A 20229-nucleotide genomic window follows, 5' to 3' on the forward strand; every position below is an offset into this window, starting at 1 on the left:
TCCTCCGCATCCTCGAGGAACCCGTGATGCCCGACTCCGCCGCCCCCCTCCCGTCCGGGAGCCCGCTCCGCCGCCGCTCGATCGTGGCGGCCGCTGCCTGGACGATCCCCACGGTCGCCGCGGTCGTCTCGGCACCCCTGGCCGCCGCCTCGACGCCGCCCGAGCCGGTCGGGCCGCCCGACCTGCTCGATGTGACCGGCTTCGAGGCGGTCCGCTGCGACGTCGTGCCCGCCGGCACCGTGCTCTTCCGCGCCCTCGACGGGACGTCTCCCGCGGCGAGGGGCGCCTCGGTGACCGTCACACTCCCGTCCGGGCTCGGCTTCTCCGCCGGCGGGAGCTCCGCCGTGGTGGCGGTCGGCCTGGAGGGCGTCGTCTCCGTCCCGGCGTTCGCGGCGTCGGGCTCCGCGGGCTCCTACACGATCACGGCCACCTACGGAACGGCGATCGCCTACGCGCCGGGGACGGTGACCGCGAGCCCCGGCCAGGTGGTGGAGCTCACGCGCTCCCCCGGCGGCGCGAACCAGCAGCCGACGTTCTCCACCGCCGTCGTGCCCGGAGTCGTCGACGGCGTCCACGGCGCGATCTCCGGAGACGAGCTCGCCGCCAGCGCCGGCCGGAACGCCGCCGTGCTGACCGCCGACGGCCGGGTGCGCTACTGGGGAGCGAACTTCGGTGCCCCGGTCACGGCTCCGGGGACCCTGACGTTCGCCGGGGCCGCCGTGACGGGCATGGTCTTCATCGACACCTGGACCTGCGTGCAGGCCGGCAACACCTCCGCCGGCGGCATCGCCGCGGGAGCCGGAGCGGACTCCGTCCGCCAGTGGTACCGCACGGGGACCGGCACCGGGCCCCTCACGGTCGTGGCGGTGACCGGCATCACCGGCTCGGTCCTCGCCGCGGAGTCGAACGACGGCTACAGCTACGTCCTCACGAACGCGGGCCTGCACTGGTGGGCCGACGCGACCTCGGGCGAGCGGGTCGCCGCCACGCTCATCGCGGGCACGGCCGGGGCGTCGGCGATCAGCACCTGGAGCTACCGCCGAGCCAACGGCGTTCTTGTCTTCGGCGGCGGGATCCTCCTCGCCGACGGCGGCGTCAGCGTCTGGAACGGCAGCCACGCCCTCACCGCCCTGGTCGGCGCTCCGACGGACATCGTCGAACTCGAGACCGGCCAGCTGTCCGTCTACGCCCTCACCGGCTCCGGCGAGCTGTGGACGCAGGGCGCCGCGTTCACCTCGTCGCCCGGCGGCGCGGGCTGGATCCTGCGCGCCGAGAACGTCACCACGTCCCACGCCTGGTCCGTCGACGGCTACACCGGCGGTGTGTACGTCACCACGGCGGGAGCGGTCGCCCAGTTCTTCGCCGCGCAGCCCGCCGGCAACGCCTACCGCACCGAGGCGCGGACGATCCCCGCGGGCGTCACCCTGACGAAGGTGTTCAGCACGGACGGCACCTACCTGGCGCTCGCCTCCAACGCGACCGTCTACGCCTGGGGCGGCAACCTCGACAACTCCGGCCGCTCGCAGCCCGCCCTCGTCGCCGGAGTCGCGAACGCCACCGACCTCAACGCCTGGGGCTACCACGGACCGTCCTACGTGGGCGGCGGGTACGTCATCTCCTCGATCGGCTGCTGACGCCGTGCGATCCGCCCGCCTCGCGACCCGCGCACGCCCCCGCCCGGGCGGATCCGCCGGGAGCGAACCGTTAGGGGATGCGTCCTCCGCGTGCCAGGATGGACCGTCAATCCCCCCTGCTATCCCCTTGGGAGCCCCTCCGGCATGTGCGGAATCGTTGGGATCGTGTCCTCCGGACCGGTCAACCAGTCCATCTACGACAGCCTCTCCCTCCTGCAGCACCGCGGCCAGGACTCGACCGGTATCGCGACCGCCGACGGCAGCACGCTGCACATCAAGAAGGCGGCGGGGCAGGTCCGCGAGGCGTTCCGCACCCGCGACATGCGCTCGCTGCTCGGCACGATGGGCCTCGGGCACGTCCGCTACGCCACCAAGGGCAACGCGGAGCGCGAGGAGGAGGCGCAGCCGTTCTACGTGAACGCGCCGTACGGCATCATCCTCATCCACAACGGCAACCTGACGAACACCCGCGAGCTCACCGAGGAGCTCTTCACCGTCGACCGCCGCCACCTCAACACCACCTCCGACACCGAGCTGCTGGTCAACGTGCTCGCGAACGAGCTGCAGGCCTCGATCTCCGGCCGCGACCTCGACGCGGACGAGGTGTTCGACGCGGTCTCCCGCGTGCACGAGCGCGTTGAGGGCTCGTACGCCACCATCGCGCTGATCGCCGGCCACGGACTGCTCGCGTTCCGCGACCCGTTCGGCATCCGGCCGCTGATCGTCGGCCGCCGCTTCAACGTCAACGGGCCGGACGACTGGGTGGTCGCCTCCGAGTCGCTCGTCCTCGAGGCGCAGGGCTTCGAGATCGTCCGGGACGTCGCTCCCGGCGAGGCGATCTTCATCACGCCCGACGGCCGGATGACCAGCCGCCAGTGCGCGAAGAACCCGCGTCTCATCCCGTGCTCGTTCGAGTACGTCTACCTCGCCCGCCCCGACTCGATCCTCTCCGGGATCTCGGTCTACGAGGCCCGGCTGCGCCTCGGCGACCGCCTCGCCGACACCATCGCCGCGTACACGCCGGGTGGGGCGATCGACGTGGTCATGCCGATCCCGGACTCCTCGCGCCCCGCCGCGATGCAGGTCGCGCAGAAGCTCGGCATCCCGTACCGCGAGGGCTTCTACAAGAACCGCTACGTCGGCCGGACGTTCATCATGCCCGGGCAGGCGGTGCGCAAGAAGTCCGTGCGGCAGAAGCTCAACGCGATGTCGAGCGAGTTCAAGGGCAAGAACGTGCTGATCGTCGACGACTCGATCGTGCGCGGCACGACCTCGAAGGAGATCGTCGACATGGCCCGCACGGCCGGCGCGAACAGCGTCACCTTCGCGTCCGCGGCCCCGCCGGTGCGCTACCCGCACGTGTACGGCATCAACATGCCGTCTCGGCAGGAGCTCGTCGCGCACAACCGCCGGATCCCGGAGATCTCGGAGGCGATCGGCGCCGACTACCTGATCTACCAGGAGGTCGCCGACATGAAGGCGGCGATCCTGGAGGGCTCGGACGTCACCGACCTCGAGACCAGCTGCTTCACCGGCGAGTACGTCACCGGCACCGTCACGCCCGAGTACCTCGACTGGGTGGAGCGCACGCAGCTGAGCTGACACTGGGAGCACGCGCACCAGGCAGGCACAGCGCCCGGATGCGCGCAACCGGGTGCCTAGCGGGCGGCGGAGCGTCCATCATCGTGGGGCGCCGCTCCGTGCGCCCGAGACGAGGAGTCCCCGTGATCTACCGCCTGCTGCCCCTGCTCCTGACGTTCATCGCGGGTCGCCTGAAGAAGTCGCAGAAGGCCAAGCGCGCCACGCAGAACGCGGCGCGCTCGACGAGCCGCAGCGGCCGCAAGCGCCGCTGACCACTGCGCGTGTAGAGCGTCGTCCCTAGCGCGTCGAGGCGTCCGGCTCCGTGCCGGGCGCCTCGTTCTCGTCCGGGGCGGCGTCCGGCTCGTCCGTGGGCTCGTCGTCGCCGTCGGCCTCTCGGGCGACGGTGCGCTCGGCCGTGGCGCGGACGACGCGGCGGCCGACGACCCGATCGAGGAGGACGACGAGGAGGGCGGCGAGGCCGCCGAAGATCGTCACGAACAGCAGCAGGCTGAAGCCGAAGACCTGGGCCTGGCTGAAGCCCTCCGTCTCGGGCAGCGCGAAGGTGAGCACGAACGCGACGATCGCGCCGAGGCCGGCTCCGAGCGCGAGGATCCGCCAGACCCGCGGCGAGCGGCGGACGTCGACCTCCTCGCGGGTGATCTCGACGTCGTCGGGGCGCGGCGAGGAGTCGAGCGGATCGGTCATGCCTCCATTGTCCCCTGTGCGCGGCCGGGCGCGGGCCGAGTGGCGACGGGGCGGCGGATCGGGTAGCGCGTGATCGAGAGGCGGGTCTCGATACGCCGCTGCGCGGCTGCTCGACCAGCATGGAGCGGCGCCGCATCGCAGCTTCACGGCCCGTCACGAGAGGGCGCCGCCTCGCGGCTCCGAGGGCGGTCATGAGGGGGCGCCGCCTCGCGGCTCCGAGGGCGCCGCGCCGCGGCTCCGCGGCGGCGGTCAGACGGAGTGGAGGAGGCGGCCGGCCTGGGCGCGGAGCTCGCGGACGACGGTCCGCACGGAGAGCCGCTCCGCGCGGTCGGGGCGCATGAGCGCGACGATGTGGCGCACGGAGTTCACGCCGCGCAGGGGCTTCACGACGATGCCGGCCGTGCCCGCGGTGTAGCGCGGGACCACGGCGATGCCGAGGCCGGCTGCGACGAACGCCTCCGTCACGCGGGTCGAGGCGAAGCGCTGCTCGACCCGCACCGGCTCGCCCGAGGTCGTCTCGATCTCCTGCATGATCCGCTCGAACGGGAACCCGTCGGGCACGCCGATCCAGGTCTCGCCGACCAGGTCGCCCGCCGTCACGGTCGCGCGGTCGGCGAGCCGGTGGCCGAGCGGCAGGGCGATGTCGAGCGGCTCGACCATCAGCTCGGCCATCGCGAGCCCGTGCCCGGCCCAGGCGCTGCGGCCGGTGGGCGAGTGCGCGAGCACGATGTCGAAGTCGGCGGTGAGGTCGAGGAACTCGTCGGTCCCGGGATCCGCGTCCTCGCAGTGCACGACGAGCCCCTCGACGCTGCGCAGCGCGACCAGCGCATCCGGCAGCAGCATCTGCCCGGCCGTCGGGAAGGTCGCGATCGTCACCTCGCCGATCGGGTTGTTCTTGAAGGTCTGCCAGACCGCGTCGGCGCGCTCGAGCGCGGTCGCGATCTCGGTGGCGCTGCGGGCCAGCTCGCGGCCGGCAGCGGTGAGGACGACGCCGCGCCCCGAGCGCTCGATCAGCGGCACTCCCGCCTCCCGCTCGAGCACCTTCAGCTGCTGCGACACCGCGGACGGGGTGCGGTGCGTCGCCGCCGCCACCGCGGTGATCGAGCGCCGCATCGAGAGCTCCCTGAGCAGTTCCAGCCGTCGCACGTCCATGAAGGAACGCTACACGTCAGGCCAAGAACAGTGCGATTGTCCTAAGGAACAGAAAGCCCGAGAGTGGACGTTGTACAGAGCATCCCGGCGGATGGATCGCCAAACCTGGCAGACACGTCGGAGCAACGAAAGGCAGAACACTCATGAGCATCGCAATCCTCGTCGTCCTCGGTGCCGTCGCCGCATGGGGCACGGTGTCGACGGTGCTCGTCGCCAGCCGCGACGGATACCGTCAGGTCCCCGTCCGCCACTGAGCCTCGCGCTCCGCGACAGCACCTCATCGCGTTCCGAACGCCGTCTCCCCCTGCGGGAGGCGGCGTTCTCGCGTTCCCCCGGGTCGCGCACCCCGGGAGACGCAGAAGAGGCCCCGCGGCGCGAACCGCGGGGCCTCTCCTGTGCGCGTGCTACTTCGCGGCGATGCGGCGGCGCAGGCGCGCCACGGTCATGCCGAGTCCGAGCAGCAGCGCCGCGGCACCGGCCGCGAAGGCCGGGGTCGCGTCGACGCCGGTCGCGGCGAGGTGCTTCGTCGGTCCACCCGAGGCGCCGGGAACGGCGGGAGCGGTCGTCGCCGGGGTCGTCGGGATGACGGTCTCGGTGGGCTCCGGGGTCGGCGCGGGCGTCGTGGCGACGGCCGCGACGGCGAAGTCGAGGCTGATCGTCGTGCCGGTCGCGTCGCCCAGGGCGAAGCTCGCGGTGTGGGTGCCGCCCGCGAGGCTCTCGCCGATCGGCACGGCCACGGAGGCGCGTCCCGTCGAGTCGTCGGTCACGGCCCGCGTCGGGTCGATCTCGGCGGTGGTGACGACCGCGTCGTCGACCGAGACGGTCACGACCGTGTCGGTCGGCGCTCCCGTGCTGAAGAGCAGCGAGGAGAGGTCGACGGTCATGGTGTCGCCTACCGCGTACTCGCCCGACTCGGGCAGGTTCGCGGTGAGTCCGACGGAGCGCTGGACCGGGTCGGGGCTGACGGTGCCGAGGTCCTGGATGTAGGACACGAACGCGTCGAGGTCGATGCGGCCGGAGTCGGCCGTGCCGGTGCCCTCGGTGAAGGTGCTGAAGCCGTCGCCGCCGGTCGAGAGGAAGTTGTTCGTCACGATCGTGAAGGTCGCGGCCGGGTCGATCGGCTCGTTCTCGAAGAAGACCTCCGAGATGTGCGAGCCGGTGGCGGCGGCCGGGTCGAAGACGTAGGTCAGCGCGGCCGAGGTCGCGAGCTTCAGCTGCGGGTGGCTCGAGCTGCCGACCCACTGCTCCTCGAGCAGGTCCTTGATCTGAGCGCCGGTGAGCTGGAGCGTCACGAGGGTGTTCGCGAACGGCTGCGCGTCGGACGCCTCCGCGTAGGTGACGACGCCGTCGGCGTCGCCCGGGGTCTCCGCGCTGGCGGCGAAGTCGAGGTCGTCGCGCAGGCCGCCCGCGTTGGTGAAGGCGATCTGGGTGCCGAGCTCGCTCGTCGCCCACAGCTGCGCGTCGGCGACGAGGTTGCCCAGCGTCGACTCCGACCCGCGGTTCGTGGTGATGCCGTCCTCGCGGTAGGCGCGCGAGATGTCGTCGGTGATGGTGCCGACCTGGACGCTGCCCTCCTCGACGGCGACCGCGGCAGCGGCCTCGACGATGGCGGCGACCTCGGGGTCGGCCGGGTACGCGCCGACGTCGATGGTGTCGGCCGGGTCCTCGGACTCGGGGTCGTCGGCGACGACGGTCAGCGGGACGACCTCGCTGGTGAGCGAGGTGAGCTGCTTGGTCGCCGGGTCGACGGTGAGGGCCATGTGGCCGAGGTTCTCGGCGTAGCTGCCGGTCTGCGAGACGACGGTCGGGAAGGCCCGGCCGGCGTCGATCGTCGCGTTGTACTCCTGGTGGCTGTGGCCGGAGACGATGGCGTCGACGTTCGGAGCGACCGCGTTGACGATCGCGCCGAACTTGGGGTCTGCCGCGGGGGTGTTGGTCTCGGCGGCGTCGGCGTCGGCGCCCTCGTGGAGAAGAAGGACGACGACGTCCGCCTCGCCGTTCGCGGCGTCCCCGTCCTGGAGCTCGGTCGCGACCTCGTTGACGTTCTCGACGATCGGCTCGATCGAGAGGGTCGAGATGCCGCCGGGGCTGACCAGCGTGCCGAGGTCCTCGGTGATCGCGCCGATGAAGGCGACCGAGACCCCGCCCTGGTCGGCGATGAAGTACGGGTCGTAGGCGCGCTCGCCGGTCGTCGTGTCGAAGAGGTTCGCGTTGACGTACGGGAAGTCGGACTCGTCGGTCACGCGGCCGTCGACGTCCGAGCGGCCCTTGTCGAACTCGTGGTTGCCGAGAGTGCTGACGTCCAGGCCCATCTCGTTGAGCACGTCGAGGGTCGGCTGGTCGTCCTGCACCTTCGAGGTGAAGGTGGACGCGCCGATGTTGTCGCCGGCCGAGACGAACAGCGTGTTCGGGTTGGCGGCGCGGTAGGAGTCGACCGCTCCGGCGAGGACCGCGGCGCCGGCGGTCGTGCCGTCGGCCTCGATCCGGCCGTGGAAGTCGTTGATCGAGAGGATGTCGATCGCGACGTCGCCCTCTGCGGCGCTCGCGGGGGCCGCTCCGAGGAGGGCCGCTCCGGCGACCGCGCTGACGGCGGTGACGGAGAGGAGTCTGGTCAGGCCGCGACGGCCCGGGGTATCGCTTCGCATCTGTGGGAGGTCTCCAAGCATCGAGCGGCGATTCGGAGAGAACTCCTGCCGCAGTGGGGGAACTTTCCCAGACAACCCGACGCGGGCCTGCCCGTCAAACGTCGATCGGGGCGGCGGCGGTGCGTTTACGAGAAGTTAACTCGCCGTCGGTCAGCGGACGTGCAGGAGGGGGAGGAACGGCGAGAGGTCGGCGCGGACGCCCGAGGCGTGGATCCGGCCGCTCGCGAGTCCGTCCGCCCAGGGGAGGGAGCCGGTGGCGAGCGGCAGCCAGGTGGCGGCGTCCATCTCGATCACGTTCGGGGGCGTGCCGCGGGTGTGGCCCGGGCCCTCGACGCACTGGGCCGCACCGAACGGCGGCACGCGGACCTCGACGCTCCGGCCGGGGACGTTCGTCTCGATGATCTGCAGGAGGAAGCGCACGGCGGTCGCGGTCGTGTTCCGGTCGGCCCCGCCGGCGAGCGCCGCCCGCACAGCGTCCTGCCCGGTCGCCTCGTCGATCTTCCCCTTGGCCATGCCCTCAGTCTGCCGTGCCGCCCGGCGTCTCCCGGCGCCCGGCTCCGCCGCGAGATGCCACTTGTGAGCGCGACACGCCGCCGAAAGCGCGCACAAGTGGCATCTCGCGAGGGGGAGGCGGGTCGCACGGCGACGGGGCGCGGGCCGGGCGGGGCCGCTCCGGGGCGGGCCTATCCTGTCAGGGTGAAGATCCTCGTCCTCGGCTCGGGTGCCCGTGAGCACGCCATCATCACCGCTCTGCTCGCGGAGGAGGAGGCGCACGAGATCATCGCCGCCCCCGGCAACGCGGGCATCGCGCGCGACGTCGAGGTCATCCACTTCGACACCAACAGCCCGCGCCTGGTCAGCGACTTCGCGGTCGAGCAGGGCATCGAGCTCGTCGTCATCGGCCCGGAGGCCCCTCTCGTCGCAGGAGTCGCCGACGCCCTGCGCCGCCGCCGCATCCCCACCTTCGGCCCGGACCGCGCGGCCGCCGCCCTCGAGGGCTCGAAGACCTTCGCCAAGCGCGTGATGGACATGGCCCGCGTCCCCACCGGCCGGGCGACCCGCGTCTCGACCCTCGTCGACGCGACGCGCGTCATCGACGAGTTCGGCGCCCCCTACGTCGTCAAGGCCGACGGCCTCGCCGCGGGCAAGGGCGTGCTCGTGACCGAGTCGCGCACCGCCGCCGTCGCGCACGCCGAGTTCTGGCTGCAGTCGGGCGACGTGCTGATCGAGGAGTTCCTGGCCGGCCAGGAGGTCTCGCTCTTCCTCCTCTCCGACGGTCACGACGTCGTCCCGCTCTCGCCCGCCCAGGACTACAAGCGCCTCGCCGACGGCGACGAGGGGCCGAACACCGGCGGGATGGGCGCCTACTCCCCGCTCCCCTGGCTCGCCGACCGCTGGGAGAGCGAGCGCGCCTTCGTCGACGAGGTCATCGACACCGTCGCGATCCCGACCGTCCGCCAGCTCGAGCGCGAGCGCACCCCGTTCGTCGGGCTCCTCTACTGCGGACTCATCGTGACCGACGCCGGCATCCGCGTGATCGAGTTCAACGCGCGCTTCGGCGACCCGGAGACCCAGGTCGTGCTGCCGCGCCTGGTCTCGCCCCTCTCGGCACTGCTCTTCGCCGCGGCGACCGGCGCGCTCGCCTCCGTGCCGTGGCCGGCCTTCTCGGAGGAGGTCGCCGTGACCGTCGTCCTCGCCAGCGAGGGCTACCCCGAGAACGCCGCCACCGGCCGGGTCCTCGGCGGCCTGGAGGCGGCGGCCGAGGTTCCCGGCGTCACGATCGCGCACGCCGCGACGCAGCTGGTCGACGGCCGCTTCGTCGCCACCGGCGGCCGGGTGCTCAACGTCGTCGCCCGCGGCGCCGACTTCGCCGAGGCCCGCGAGCGCGCGTACCGCGCCCTCGACCTGATCACGCTCGACGGCGGCCAGTACCGCCGCGACATCGCGCTGCGCGTCGCCGGGCGCTAGCACGGAGGCCCCGGCCGGCGCCTCCGCCTCATCACCCCCGTGGGACGCCGTGTCTCGCTGCGGCGCGCGGGTCGGCGGTCGTCGCTAGCGTGTGGCGCACCCGGCAGCCGTCGTCCCGATCGAGCCGCCTCCGCCGCACCGGAAGGCCACCGTTGTCCCCTGCATCCCGCTCCCGGTCCCTCGTCCGTCTCCTGGCCACCGCGGGGGCGGTCCTGTCGCTGCTCGCGGGAGCCGTCGCGGCCGGGTCGCCGGCGCAGGCCTCGGCGGCCGGGACCTTCGTGGTGTCGGGACTCCTCCGAACCGCGGACGTCGACGCCGCCACTCCGGCCCCGGTCGGCGAGGCGTACCGGGTCCGGGCGGTGGACGCGGCCGGCGCCGTGGTCGAGGAGATCGTCACGGACGAGACCTACTCGCTCACCCTTCCCGGGGGCGGGAGCTATGCCGTGCGCGCGGAGGTGATCGACGACGACACCTGGTACCCGACGTGGAACGCCGGCAACCCTCTGGGCGGCCTCTTCGGCAGTCCTGTCGAGAGCGAGGCGGAGCGCTTCACCGCGTCGAACGAGGGCGTCGACATCCTGCTGTTCGCCGCCGGCACCGTGTCAGGCCGGGTGACACCGGCGGAGGCGCCGGGGGTCACGACGACGGACTTCGAGATCCAGGCCTGGTACACGAGCGAGTCCGGCGATCTGGTCAAGCTCGCCTCGCTGTCCACCAGTGGCACGCCGGGCGCGGAGGACCGCTACTCGTTCAGCGGCGCGGACCGCCTGCCCACGGGCGTCTACGTCTTCCGGCTCGCCGAGGCGGGCGTGCCCGACTACGACGACGAGTACTTCGAGGAGACGGCGCGCCTCGGCAAGTACGCGTACCAGTCACTCGAACCCGAGGGCCTCACGGACATCGACTTCACCCCGACTGCGTACGACTCGGACGTCGAGCGCGTGGCGGGAGCGGACCGCTACGAGACCGCGACCCTGGTCTCCCGAGCCGGATACGTGTACCAGGGCTCTCCGCTGTACGTCGCGAGCGGAGCGAACTGGCCCGACGCCCTGTCCGCCGGCCCGGCCGCGTCGCTCCAGCGCGGCAGCCTCCTCCTGACCGACCCGGCGGTGCTCCCCGAGACCGTCGCCCGCCAGGTCGAGGACCTCCGGCCGAGCCGGATCGTGGTGGTCGGGAGCGCCCTCTCGGTCAGCGACGCCGTCCTGCGGAGCCTGGACGACCTGACCGACGCTCCGGTCGTGCGGATCGCAGGCCGGGACCGCTACGAGACGTCGCGGCGGATCGTCGCCGACGCCTTCGGCTCCGACTACTCGACGGTCTTCCTCGCGACCGGCACGGACTTCCCCGACGCCCTGTCGGCCGCGCCGATCGCCGGGCGTCGGCTGGAGCCCGTCCTCCTCGTCGACGGCGCCCGGAGCGATCTGGACAACGCGACGCGGAACGCGATCCGCCGCCTCTCGGCGCAGTCGGGCGAGCTGCTCGGCGGAACCCCGTCGATCAGCGCCGGCATCGAGTCGGCCCTGCGCGCGTCGACCCTCGTCGAGTCCGTCCACCGGGTGGCGGGGACGGATCGGCACGACACCAGTCGTCTGCTCAACGCCCTCTATCCGCCGTCGGAGCTGATCGACGAGGCCTTCGTCGCCTCGGCGACGAGCTTCGCCGACGCCCTGGCCGCCGGTCCCGCGGCGGCGGAGCGCGGGGCGCCGCTCTACCTCAGCGAGCCGACCTGCCTTCCCGGCGCGACGAAGACGGCGATGCGGAGGCAGGATCTCGACTACGTGACGATCCTCGGCGGGACTCCGACGCTGTCGGCCGCGGTCGGCAGGCTCCGGGCCTGCTAGGCGGGCGGCTCCTCGAGAGTCGTCGCAGCGGGAGCTCGGGTGCGACGACTTCTGGAGGGCCGATCCGGCCGTCGGGGCGTCAGCCGGTGCGCAGGGGCGTGCGGCGGGTCGCCGACCACCAGAGCGCCGCGGAGCCGAGGACCGCGGCGCTGCACAGGGCCATGACCGTGCGGGGCTCGAGGAGCAGGATCCCGAGCGCGACCAGGGCCTGGCTGAGGGCGATGGCGAGCATCGCGATCATGTTGTCGACGGCGAAGACGCGGCCTCGCAGATCGTTCGCGGTGATCGACTGCAGGCCGTAGCCGCTGAGGCTCGCGTTCATGCTGCCGCCGAGGTGGGCGAGCAGGACGAGGGCGACCGCGAGGACGACCGACGTGCTGATCGACACCAGCGCGTAGGCGACGCCGAAGAGGAGCACGGCGGCGACGATCCCGCCCCTCAGGTCGCCCGAGCGCTCCGCCGCGAACCGGGCGACGCGGGGGCCGATCACGGCGCCGACGCCGCGCGCCGCGAAGAGGAGGCTCGCGGCGACGGCGGGGTCGGCCGCCATCGTCAGTGCCAGTGCGGGGAAGAGCGCGATGGCGCCGTTGCCGAGATGGCTGCCGGGCTTGGCCAGCAGGAGGGCCGGGATCCGCCGGTCGGAGCGGCAGAAGGCGGCGACCTCGCGGACGTCGCGGGCGAACCGGGCCGCTCCTCCGCGGCGTCCGGCCTCGCGCTCGGCCGCAGTGCTGCGCCTGGCGCCGCGGACCGCGGGCAGGCCGAGCAGGAGGAGCGCGGAGAACCCGTAGGCGCCGGCGGTGATCGCGAAGCAGTAGTACGGCGAGACGAGGGCGGAGGCGATGCCGCCGAGGGAGGCGCCGAGCGCGAGCATCACGCCCCAGACCGAGTTCAGCCCGGTGCTCGCGGCGAGAAGACTCTCGCGCGGCACGATCTGGGGCACGATCGCGTTCACGGCGGGCGTGAAGAACGACTTCCCGACCGCGAGCAGTCCGAAGGTGAGCACCGCGAGCCACGCCGTCCCCGCCGACTGCAGCAGGAACAGCGGCAGCACGGCGAGCGCCGACCCCGCCTGCGCGACGACCAGCACCGTCCGGCGCGACGTGCGGTCGACGAGCCCGCCGGCCCAGAGCGAGAGGACGGCGATGACCGCGGTCTCCACCGCGAGCAGCAGCGCGCCGAGGGCTCCGTCCCCGGTGAGGCGCTGGAGCAGGACGATCAGCGGGATCATCGTGAACCAGTCGCCGCCCTGGCTGACGATCTGGGCGAGGAAGACGCGGCGGTAGTCCGGGTTCGCCCGCAGGATCCGCCTCACGCTCTCGCGCGCGGCCGTCATCGCGCCGGGGTCCGGCCGGTCGGGTCGCGGCGCAGGCGGCGCTGCGGGCGGCTGTCGGAGCCGGGCATCAGGACTGTGCGGCGGAGCCGGTGGGGCGCGCCAGGAGCTCGAGGGCGAGGGTGAGGACGGTCCCGGGATCGACCGAGTAGGTGCGGATCCCGGGGAGGAGGTGTCGGACCCCGGCCGGCGGCGCCTCGTCGAGGAGCGAGTGGGCGCTGAGGACCGTCCGCCGCCTCTCCGAGCGCAGGTCCAGCTCGGCGGAGAGGGTCGCGTTCACGATCTGGCAGCAGTCCCCCGGCACGGTGACGACGCGCCCCGGCTCGATGACGACGGCGACGACGCCGACCGGCGTGCGGAGGAGGCGCAGGCCGTCGGGACCGGTCTCGCAGTGGGAGAAGGCACCGTGGTGCAGGAGCGTGCGGTGCCAGCGGTGCACCCTCGCGGCGCCGCCTCCCCCGCTCGGATCGGGCACTGCCGGGTGCTCGGCGTCGGTGGGGGCGCCCTCGGCGATCCTGCGCAGCGCGGTGACGCACACCTCGGCGGGCGTCGACACCTCGACCGGGTCCGTGCCGTGGTCGGGCGGGGTGTCGTCGGCTCTCACGGTTCCTGCTTCCCTCGTGGACGACGCCTCGCGACCGGGCGTCGCGCCCGCCCCGCGCCGTGACCGTTCACGGCGGAAGGTGCGAACCGGCTCGGACCCGGACGATCCGCGCGACGACGCGCATGGTGACGTTAGCATCCGAAGCGGCCGACCCGCGGTCGGTCCGGACACGAGTGCAGCCTCGGCACCCGATGCGCCGCGGCGTCGCGCGACTCCTCGGGTCAGCGCGCGGTTGCGACGATGTCGCGGAGGGCCTCGTCGAGGTGGGGGTGGGCGAAGGTGAAACCTGCCTCCTCGAGGCGGGCGGAGACGACCCAGCGGCTCTTGAGCAGCAGCTCGGACTCGGTGCGCAGGGCGAAGGTCGCCGGCTCGAGGACGAAGCGCGGGGCGGGCACGCCGATCCGCCGGCCGACCGCGGCGCGCAGCAGGCGGGAGAGCTCGGTGTTGTCGCTGGGGTTCGGCGACGCGAGGTTCACCGGGCCGTCCAGGGCCTGCTCCTCCAGGCCGTGCTCTTCCAAGAACTGGATCGAGCGGTAGACGTCCTCGACGTGGATCCAGCTGAAGTGCTGCCGACCGCGGGTGGGTCGGTACTCGTGGTGCACGCCCGCTGCGCGCCGGGCACGGGTGGCGGGCCAGCGGCCGTCGAACTGCGGGCCGCCGAGGCCGAGCCGAGCCAGGCGCAGCAGGATGCCGGTGGCCGGGCCGTCGCCGAGCACGATCGTCATCCGCAGGGCGAGGCGGCGGACCCCGGGCGTCTCGCCCGCGAAGAACGCCTCCTCCCACGCTCGCGCGACGTCGACCGAGAAGCCCTCGCCGAGCACGCCGTCCTGCTCGGTGTTGGCGCGCTCCTCCTCGTGGCGGTAGATCGTGGCCGTGCTGGCGTTCATCCAGACCGGCGGCGGGGCCGCGGCGGCCGCGACGGCGCGGTGCAGCTCCCGCGTGGTCTCGATCCGGGAGCGCAGGATCTCGGCGCGGTTGGCCGGGGTGTAGCGGCAGTCGACGCTCTTGCCGGCGAGGTTGACGAGGAGGCGGGCCCCGTCGACCGTCCTGGTGATCGCGGCCGTGTCGCCCCAGCGGGCGTCGGGGCCGGAGCGGCCGACCCGGCGGACGGTCCAGCCGTCGGCCTCGAAGCGGCGGGCGAGGTCGGTGCCGAGGAAGCCGCTCGCTCCGGCGAGGACGACGACGGGGCGCGCGGAGTCAGGCATGGGTTCATCGTGCCGCATCGGGGCGGGCGGGGTCGCGGGGCTCGAGTCGCGGGGGGGGTCGCGGGGGCGCGGGGCGGGGTCGCGGCGCTCGGGTCGTCAGAGTCGGCGAGCCGCCGCGAGTGCGCCGGCGAGGCGCGCGGGGAAGCCGGGTGGGACGTCCTCGGGCAGGGCGTCGACAGGCCACCAGGCGAGCGCGTCGCTCTCGTCGCTGACCACGAAGGGCTCGGCGGGGTCGGCGACGGCGCCGTAGCCGATGTCCCAGTGGGTGCTGCAGCGGCCGAAGCCGCCGCCGAGGCCGTGCCGGTCGAGGTCGAGCGGGGCGGCGCCGAGAAGAGTGAGCTCGGCGAGGCCGCTCTCCTCGCGGGCTTCGCGCTGGGCGGCGGCGGGGACGGAGACGTCGGCGGGCTCGATGTGCCCGCCGAGCTGCACCCAGAAGCGGCCTTTGCGGTGGTAGCAGAGCAGAACGCGGTCGAGCCCGGGCGAGAGGACGAAGCAGCTGGCCGTGACGTGCTCGGGACCGCCGTCGCGCTCGAGCGCCGCAGCGCCGTGCTCCGCGAGGAAGGCGAGGTACTCGTCCCGGAGCCCCACGAGCGCGGCCGGCGGGTCCCACTCCGAGAGCTCGATGCTCAGCCGGCCGGCGCGCGCGTTCTCCACCCGATCGAGCGTAGGCGAGCGATCCCTGCCGCGAGATGCCACTCATGAGGGCGACACGCCGTGGCGGGAGCTCACAAGTGGCATCTCGCGGAGGCAGCCGCGGGGGCACGTCCTGGCGGCAGTCCGCGAGATGCCACTTGAGTACGCGACACGCCGAGAGAGGCGTACTCAAGTGGCATCTCGCGGAGGGGGTCAGACGGCCAGGCCGGAGAGGCCCTCGCGGTCGACGCGGCGGTGGAAGCGCATGCCGGCGAGGCCGCCGAGGACGGCGCCGACCAGCGAGACGATCAGGGCGGCGAGGACCGTCACGACGGCGGTGACGGTGGCGTCACCCGCGTCGAGGGGGATCTGCGGGAAGCCGCTGACGGCGGAGAGGATCTGGCTGCCTCCGGTGAGCGCGGAGACGATGCCGACCACGATCGCCACGACGACGGCCCACGCCCACACGGCGACGCCCTGCTTGGCGCCGCTGAAGCGGGCCATCCGGCCGGCGACGTAGCCGCCGGAGTAGTAGGCGACGAGGAGGATGACGAGCAGCGCGATCGCGCCGACCCAGCCGAACGCAGCGGGGTCCGCGGCCAGGTCGGCCGTGACGTCCTGGGTGCCGACGACGGCGGCGCCGATCGCGGTGACCAGGGCGGTGAGGATGACCGCGAGGCCGGTCGCCGCGAGCCAGCCGAAGAACGCGCAGCCGATCTTGAGTCCGCCGAAGCGGTCCTTCTCGCGCTGGTGGATGTCCTTGCGGGCGGCGGTGCGGGCCTTGGCGGCCTCGGTGGAGTCGGGGTCGACGGGGGCGCGGTGCGCGGCGGACGGGTCACCGGGGGTGGAGGTCGCGGTCGCGCCCGTGGCGGTCGAGCCGGTGCTCGTGGTGTCGAAGCGGGTGGTCGCGTCGCGGTCGCCGCGGTTCGAGTCGTCGCGGGTCGGGTCGCTGCTGTCGGGACCGGTGCCCCGATCGGTGGGCGTGCTCATGTCGGCCTCCTCGTGCGCTCCACTGCGGAGCGTCGGCTCAGTCAACTCCCCGGAGACGTCCGGTGTCGCGGGCTTGACGGCGCGGATCGACGGGGCGGCGGACATTCCTGCCGAGCGACGGTCGGGGAGGAGTCGTGCTGATCGAGCAGCCCGCGGAGCGGGCGTATCGAGATCCACCGTGGTCAGCAGGTGGGGTCTGCAGGGCCCGACCGGTGGTGACGGTGGGTCTCCATACGCCCCTGCGGGGCTCCTCGACCAGCACGGGTGGGTCCCGATACGCCCCTCCGGGGCTCCTCGACCAGCATGAAGGAGCGCGGAGCGGCACCGAGGGGCGTCAACCCCTTGGTGCGGCGCGGCGGGAGCGGCTTGCATGGAGGAACCGACCCACGACGAGAGGGAGCATCATGACTCCGGAATCCCCCGAGCAGACCCCGCCCGGCACTGAGGCCGAGCTCACGCCGAAGGCCGACCACGGCGAGACCAGCTACCGCGGCTCCGACCGCCTGCGCGGCAAGGTCGCGCTTGTCACCGGCGCGGACAGCGGCATCGGCAAGGCCGTCGCGATCGCGTTCGCGCGCGAGGGCGCCGACGTCGCGATCTCGTACTTGAACGAGCACGAGGACGCTGAGGACACCGCCAAGTGGGTGCGCGAGGCCGGCCGCGAGGCGCTGCTGCTCCCCGGCGACCTGCAGGACCCGGCGCACTGCCGCTCCGTCGTCGCCGAGACCGTCGAGAAGCTCGGTCACCTCGAGGTGCTCGTCAGCAACGCGGCGTTCCAGATGAGCCGCGAGGAGGTCACCGACATCCCGGACGAGGAGTGGGACCGCACGATCGCGACGAACATCAGCGCCTACTTCCACCTGGTCAAGGCCGCGCTGCCGCACCTGACGAGCGGCGCCTCGATCATCGCGACGAGCTCGGTGCAGTCGGACCAGCCGTCGTACCAGCTGCTGCCCTACGCGGCGACGAAGGCCGCGATGCTGAGCATGACCGCCTCGCTCGCGCAGGCCCTCGGCGAGAAGGGGATCCGCGCGAACTCCGTCGCCCCCGGCCCGATCTGGACGCCGCTCATCCCGTCGACGATGCCGGAGGAGGCCGTCGCCTCGTTCGGCGAGCAGGTCCCGCTCGGCCGCCCCGGCCAGCCCGCCGAGGTCGCGCACGCCTACGTGCTGCTCGCCTCGGACGACGCCAGCTACATGAGCGGCTCGACGATCGCCGTCACCGGCGGGAAGCCGATCCTCTGAGCGCCCCGACGCCGAGCACGCGGACGCCGAGCACGCGGACGCGGACGCCGAGCATCCGCACGCCGAGCATCCGGACGCGGATCCGCTGCGCCGCCGCTCACCCGCAGGAACGTGCGATAGGTTCCCGCGGGTGAGCGTCCACATCCGCAGCATCGAGACGGCCGTTCCCGCCACGGTCCTGCATCAGCCCGCGCTCCGCGACCTGTTCGCCGCGCAGCCCGGCATCACCCGCCTCGGCTCGCGTCTGATCGGCGCGGCGTTCAACGCCTCGAGCATCGACACCCGCCACACCGTCGTCGACGAGCTCGACGGCGAGGAGCGGGAGGGCGAGAGGACCTTCTACGACGCCCGCTCCGGCCACCTGCTCGATCCCGGCACGGCCGCGCGCAACGCGGTCTACACGGCCCGCGCGCCCGAGCTCTTCGCCGATGCCGCCCAGCGCGCGCTCGAGGCGGCCGGCTTCGCGCCGGACGAGGTCACGCACGTGGTCACCGTCTCCTGCACCGGCTTCTACGCGCCCGGGCCCGACTATCAGCTGGTCCGCACGCTCGGACTCCGGGTGTCGACACAGCGCTTCCACCTCGGCTTCATGGGCTGCTACGGCGCGTTCCCGGGGCTCCGCGCCGCCCGCGCGTTCTGCGAGGCCGACCCGTCGGCGGTCGTTCTCGTCGTCGCCGCCGAGCTCTGCAGCATCCACCTGACCAGCTCCAGCGACGCGGAGCAGATCGTCGCCAGCTCCGTCTTCGCCGACGGGGCCGCCGCGGCGGTCGTCACGGCGCGCGAGCCCGAGGCGGGCACCGCGGTGCTCGACATCGACGCGCTCGACACGACCCTCACTCCCGAGGGCGAGGACGAGATGGCCTGGACGATCGGCGACCACGGCTTCACCATGCGGCTGAGCACCTACGTGCCGTCGATCATCGGCGCCAACATCACCACCGCGCTCGAGCCGATGCTCGGGCGAGGCGGGGTCGGCGCCGCGGACGTGCAGCGCTGGGCGGTGCACCCCGGCGGGCGGAGCATCCTCGACCGCGTGCAGTCGGCGATCGGCCTCTCCGACGAGCAGATGCAGCCCTCGCGCGAGGTGCTGCGGACGGTCGGGAACATGTCGAGCGCGACCGTGCTGTTCATCCTGCGCCGGCTCCTGCACGGCGAGGCCGCCGACGGCGAGCGGATCGGCGCGATGGCGTTCGGGCCCGGGCTCACCGTCGAGATGGCGCTGCTCACCAAGCGCGGCGGGGCATGACCGCCCACGCGCCGCTCGTCCCCGACCTCCGCCGCCGGGAGACGACCGCGGAGGAGCTGATGGACGATCCGTCCTGCGACCGCGCGCTGCTCGACGCGACCTACGCGCGGTTCGGCGCGGTGAACCGGCTGGTCTCGGGCTGGCGGCGGCTGTACCGCACGCGGCTGCGCCCGCTGTTCCGCAGCGAGGAGCCCCTGCGGCTGCTCGACATCGGCTCGGGCGGCGGAGACATCGCGCGCTCGCTCGCCGACTGGGCGCACGCGGACGGACTGCGGCTCGCGATCACCGCCATCGATCCGGACGAGAGGGCGTACGCCTTCGCGACATCGACGCCGGCGCCGGCGGGGCTGGAGTTCCGGCGGGCGAGCAGCAAGGAGCTGGTCGCCGAGGGCGCGCAGTACGACATCGTGACGTCGAACCACCTGCTGCACCACCTGTCGGCCGAGGCGCTGAGCGCGCTGCTCGAGGACAGCGAGAAGCTCGCCCCGCGCGCGCTGCACAACGACATCGAGCGGTCGCGGCTCGCGTACACCGCGTACGCGGCGGCGACCCGGCCGATCGCGGCGGGGTCGTTCCTGCACTACGACGGGTCGCTGTCGGTGCGGCGGAGCTACACGGCGCCGGAGCTGCGCGCGCTGGCGCCCGAGGGCTGGCGCGTGGAGCGGGCGGCCCCGTACCGGCTGCTGCTGGCGCGCGGATAGCGGCTCGCGGGCCGGGCGGCCGACGGCGGGAGTCGGGGTGCGCGCGGGCTAGCGGTGGGGGCGCTCGACGTCGTCGCCGGGCGTGCGCTCCTCGGGGCCGTGCGAGCGGCGGTACTGCCAGCCGGCGAGGGCGAGGATCAGCACGCCGCAGAGGATCGTGATGATGTCCGGCACCGACGCCCCGTCGCCGAGCGAGCTGATGCCGGCGCCGAGGAGGAGGACGCCTCCGATGAGGTAGAAGATGACTCGCGTTTTCATGGCCTCATCGCTTTCGTCCGCCGGAACAGGCCCTGCGATGCTACCCGGTCGCGCCGGGCGGCGGCCGGGCGGGGCTCGGTGCCGGACGTCCGGCACGCAGAATCGACCCCGGCACTCTGGAATGCGCCGGAACCGCGAGCCCGGGGTGGAAGCGCGAGCCGAACGTTTCACGCGGAGGGCGTCGGGCACACGCGAAGACGACCCTGTCCGTAGGGGACGCCCCATGCTGATCGAGTAGCCCTCGCAGAGGGCGTATCTCTCTCCACCCGCGTCGAGAGGACGAGTCTGCAGACCACCCTGCTGGGGACGGTGGGTCTCGATACGCCCCTGCGGGGCTGCTCGACCAGCATGGGGCGCAGAGGCCCTCGGCGAGCGGGCGGCACCCCCCTGCGGGACTACTCGACCAGCATGCGGGCGCAACGGCCCTCGACTAGGGGGCGGCGCCCGGCCTGTCAATGGGGCAACGGCGTGTCTGTCCGCCGATTCCGCGCG

Annotated in this window: 18 protein-coding genes; 8 read left to right on the forward strand and 10 right to left on the reverse strand. The window is 73.3% G+C overall.

The annotated features are described in order from the left end of the window. Nucleotides 1-26: 26 nt before the first annotated feature. From GTU73_RS18730 to GTU73_RS19545, 3 genes are all read left to right on the forward strand, one after another. Nucleotides 27-1634 carry a hypothetical protein gene (locus GTU73_RS18730; protein WP_160091112.1) on the forward strand — a complete coding sequence of 536 codons (1608 nt, stop codon included), beginning with the start codon at nt 27-29 and terminating at the stop codon, nt 1632-1634. 144 nt (nt 1635-1778) lie between these two features. Beyond that, complete coding sequence (gene purF, locus GTU73_RS18735; RefSeq protein ID WP_160091113.1) at nt 1779-3236, forward strand: amidophosphoribosyltransferase; 1458 nt, start codon at nt 1779-1781, stop codon at nt 3234-3236. Between the two features lie 122 nt (nt 3237-3358). After that, nucleotides 3359-3487: a hypothetical protein gene (locus GTU73_RS19545; RefSeq protein WP_279630801.1), complete on the forward strand. Its 129-nt coding sequence runs from the start codon at nt 3359-3361 to the stop codon at nt 3485-3487. Nucleotides 3488-3512: 25 nt separating this feature from the next. Here GTU73_RS19545 and GTU73_RS18740 read toward each other — a convergent pair whose 3' ends face one another. From GTU73_RS18740 to GTU73_RS18755, 4 genes are all read right to left on the reverse strand, one after another. Further along, nucleotides 3513-3920, reverse strand: coding sequence for a hypothetical protein (locus GTU73_RS18740; protein WP_160091114.1), 408 nt, complete (start codon nt 3918-3920; stop codon nt 3513-3515). Nucleotides 3921-4169: 249 nt separating this feature from the next. Beyond that, nucleotides 4170-5072: a LysR family transcriptional regulator gene (locus tag GTU73_RS18745; RefSeq protein ID WP_160091115.1), complete on the reverse strand. Its 903-nt coding sequence runs from the start codon at nt 5070-5072 to the stop codon at nt 4170-4172. A 404-nt stretch (nt 5073-5476) separates the two neighbouring features. Further along, nucleotides 5477-7717 (reverse strand): bifunctional UDP-sugar hydrolase/5'-nucleotidase, encoded by a 2241-nt coding sequence (locus GTU73_RS18750; protein WP_160091116.1) that lies wholly within the window; start codon nt 7715-7717, stop codon nt 5477-5479. Nucleotides 7718-7867: 150 nt separating this feature from the next. After that, nucleotides 7868-8230 carry a sterol carrier family protein gene (locus GTU73_RS18755; protein ID WP_160091117.1) on the reverse strand — a complete coding sequence of 121 codons (363 nt, stop codon included), beginning with the start codon at nt 8228-8230 and terminating at the stop codon, nt 7868-7870. Between the two features lie 183 nt (nt 8231-8413). Here GTU73_RS18755 and purD point away from each other — a divergent pair, with 183 nt between their 5' ends. Both purD and GTU73_RS18765 read left to right on the forward strand, forming a co-directional pair. Continuing rightward, nucleotides 8414-9685 carry a phosphoribosylamine--glycine ligase gene (gene purD / locus GTU73_RS18760; RefSeq protein ID WP_160091118.1) on the forward strand — a complete coding sequence of 424 codons (1272 nt, stop codon included), beginning with the start codon at nt 8414-8416 and terminating at the stop codon, nt 9683-9685. A gap of 152 nt (nt 9686-9837) precedes the next feature. Continuing rightward, a complete protein-coding gene (locus GTU73_RS18765) occupies nt 9838-11526 on the forward strand; it encodes a cell wall-binding repeat-containing protein (RefSeq protein ID WP_160091119.1) in 1689 nt (562 codons plus the stop codon). Between the two features lie 79 nt (nt 11527-11605). On the opposite strand, the gene GTU73_RS18770 is transcribed toward GTU73_RS18765, so the two are convergent. The 5 genes from GTU73_RS18770 to GTU73_RS18790 all read right to left on the reverse strand — a co-directional run bounded on the left by GTU73_RS18770 (nt 11606) and on the right by GTU73_RS18790 (nt 16288). Continuing rightward, entirely contained in the window at nt 11606-12859 is a 1254-nt protein-coding gene (locus tag GTU73_RS18770) for an MFS transporter (protein WP_160091120.1), read from the reverse strand. 67 nt (nt 12860-12926) lie between these two features. Next, the gene (locus GTU73_RS18775) at nt 12927-13460 is read right to left on the reverse strand and encodes a hypothetical protein (RefSeq protein ID WP_160091121.1); all 534 of its coding nucleotides are present in this window, start codon (nt 13458-13460) and stop codon (nt 12927-12929) included. A 221-nt stretch (nt 13461-13681) separates the two neighbouring features. After that, nucleotides 13682-14665 (reverse strand): DUF1731 domain-containing protein, encoded by a 984-nt coding sequence (locus GTU73_RS18780; protein WP_160091122.1) that lies wholly within the window; start codon nt 14663-14665, stop codon nt 13682-13684. 96 nt (nt 14666-14761) lie between these two features. Continuing rightward, the gene (locus tag GTU73_RS18785; RefSeq protein WP_244231702.1) at nt 14762-15319 is read right to left on the reverse strand and encodes an NUDIX domain-containing protein; all 558 of its coding nucleotides are present in this window, start codon (nt 15317-15319) and stop codon (nt 14762-14764) included. A gap of 192 nt (nt 15320-15511) precedes the next feature. Further along, nucleotides 15512-16288: a hypothetical protein gene (locus GTU73_RS18790; RefSeq protein ID WP_160091123.1), complete on the reverse strand. Its 777-nt coding sequence runs from the start codon at nt 16286-16288 to the stop codon at nt 15512-15514. A gap of 404 nt (nt 16289-16692) precedes the next feature. On the opposite strand from GTU73_RS18790, the gene GTU73_RS18795 reads away from it, so the two are divergent. The 3 genes from GTU73_RS18795 to GTU73_RS18805 all read left to right on the forward strand — a co-directional run bounded on the left by GTU73_RS18795 (nt 16693) and on the right by GTU73_RS18805 (nt 19479). Further along, nucleotides 16693-17532, forward strand: coding sequence for an SDR family oxidoreductase (locus GTU73_RS18795; RefSeq protein ID WP_160091124.1), 840 nt, complete (start codon nt 16693-16695; stop codon nt 17530-17532). 130 nt (nt 17533-17662) lie between these two features. Continuing rightward, entirely contained in the window at nt 17663-18778 is a 1116-nt protein-coding gene (locus tag GTU73_RS18800; protein ID WP_160091125.1) for a type III polyketide synthase, read from the forward strand. After that, nucleotides 18775-19479, forward strand: coding sequence for a methyltransferase domain-containing protein (locus GTU73_RS18805; protein WP_160091126.1), 705 nt, complete (start codon nt 18775-18777; stop codon nt 19477-19479). The genes GTU73_RS18800 and GTU73_RS18805 overlap by 4 nt, the downstream gene beginning before the upstream one ends. A 48-nt stretch (nt 19480-19527) precedes the next feature. Here GTU73_RS18805 and GTU73_RS18810 read toward each other — a convergent pair whose 3' ends face one another. Next, nucleotides 19528-19737, reverse strand: coding sequence for a hypothetical protein (locus tag GTU73_RS18810; RefSeq protein ID WP_160091127.1), 210 nt, complete (start codon nt 19735-19737; stop codon nt 19528-19530). Nucleotides 19738-20229: the final 492 nt, after the last annotated feature.

This window comes from Rathayibacter sp. VKM Ac-2804 (assembly GCF_009866655.1).
Classification (GTDB): domain Bacteria; phylum Actinomycetota; class Actinomycetes; order Actinomycetales; family Microbacteriaceae; genus Rathayibacter.

Bases quoted from the DNA above. Each gene is read 5' to 3' on its own strand.
- GTU73_RS18750 (WP_160091116.1), bottom strand. From the start codon at position 7,717: ATGCGAAGCGATACCCCGGGCCGTCGCGGCCTGACCAGACTCCTCTCC.
- GTU73_RS18745 (WP_160091115.1), bottom strand. From the start codon at position 5,072: ATGGACGTGCGACGGCTGGAACTGCTCAGGGAGCTCTCGATGCGGCGC.
- GTU73_RS18755 (WP_160091117.1), bottom strand. From the start codon at position 8,230: ATGGCCAAGGGGAAGATCGACGAGGCGACCGGGCAGGACGCTGTGCGG.
- GTU73_RS18730 (WP_160091112.1), top strand. From the start codon at position 27: ATGCCCGACTCCGCCGCCCCCCTCCCGTCCGGGAGCCCGCTCCGCCGC.
- GTU73_RS18770 (WP_160091120.1), bottom strand. From the start codon at position 12,859: ATGACGGCCGCGCGCGAGAGCGTGAGGCGGATCCTGCGGGCGAACCCG.
- GTU73_RS18810 (WP_160091127.1), bottom strand. From the start codon at position 19,737: ATGAAAACGCGAGTCATCTTCTACCTCATCGGAGGCGTCCTCCTCCTC.
- GTU73_RS18790 (WP_160091123.1), bottom strand. From the start codon at position 16,288: ATGAGCACGCCCACCGATCGGGGCACCGGTCCCGACAGCAGCGACCCG.
- GTU73_RS18740 (WP_160091114.1), bottom strand. From the start codon at position 3,920: ATGACCGATCCGCTCGACTCCTCGCCGCGCCCCGACGACGTCGAGATC.
- purF (WP_160091113.1), top strand. From the start codon at position 1,779: ATGTGCGGAATCGTTGGGATCGTGTCCTCCGGACCGGTCAACCAGTCC.
- GTU73_RS18780 (WP_160091122.1), bottom strand. From the start codon at position 14,665: ATGCCTGACTCCGCGCGCCCCGTCGTCGTCCTCGCCGGAGCGAGCGGC.
- GTU73_RS18805 (WP_160091126.1), top strand. From the start codon at position 18,775: ATGACCGCCCACGCGCCGCTCGTCCCCGACCTCCGCCGCCGGGAGACG.
- GTU73_RS18795 (WP_160091124.1), top strand. From the start codon at position 16,693: ATGACTCCGGAATCCCCCGAGCAGACCCCGCCCGGCACTGAGGCCGAG.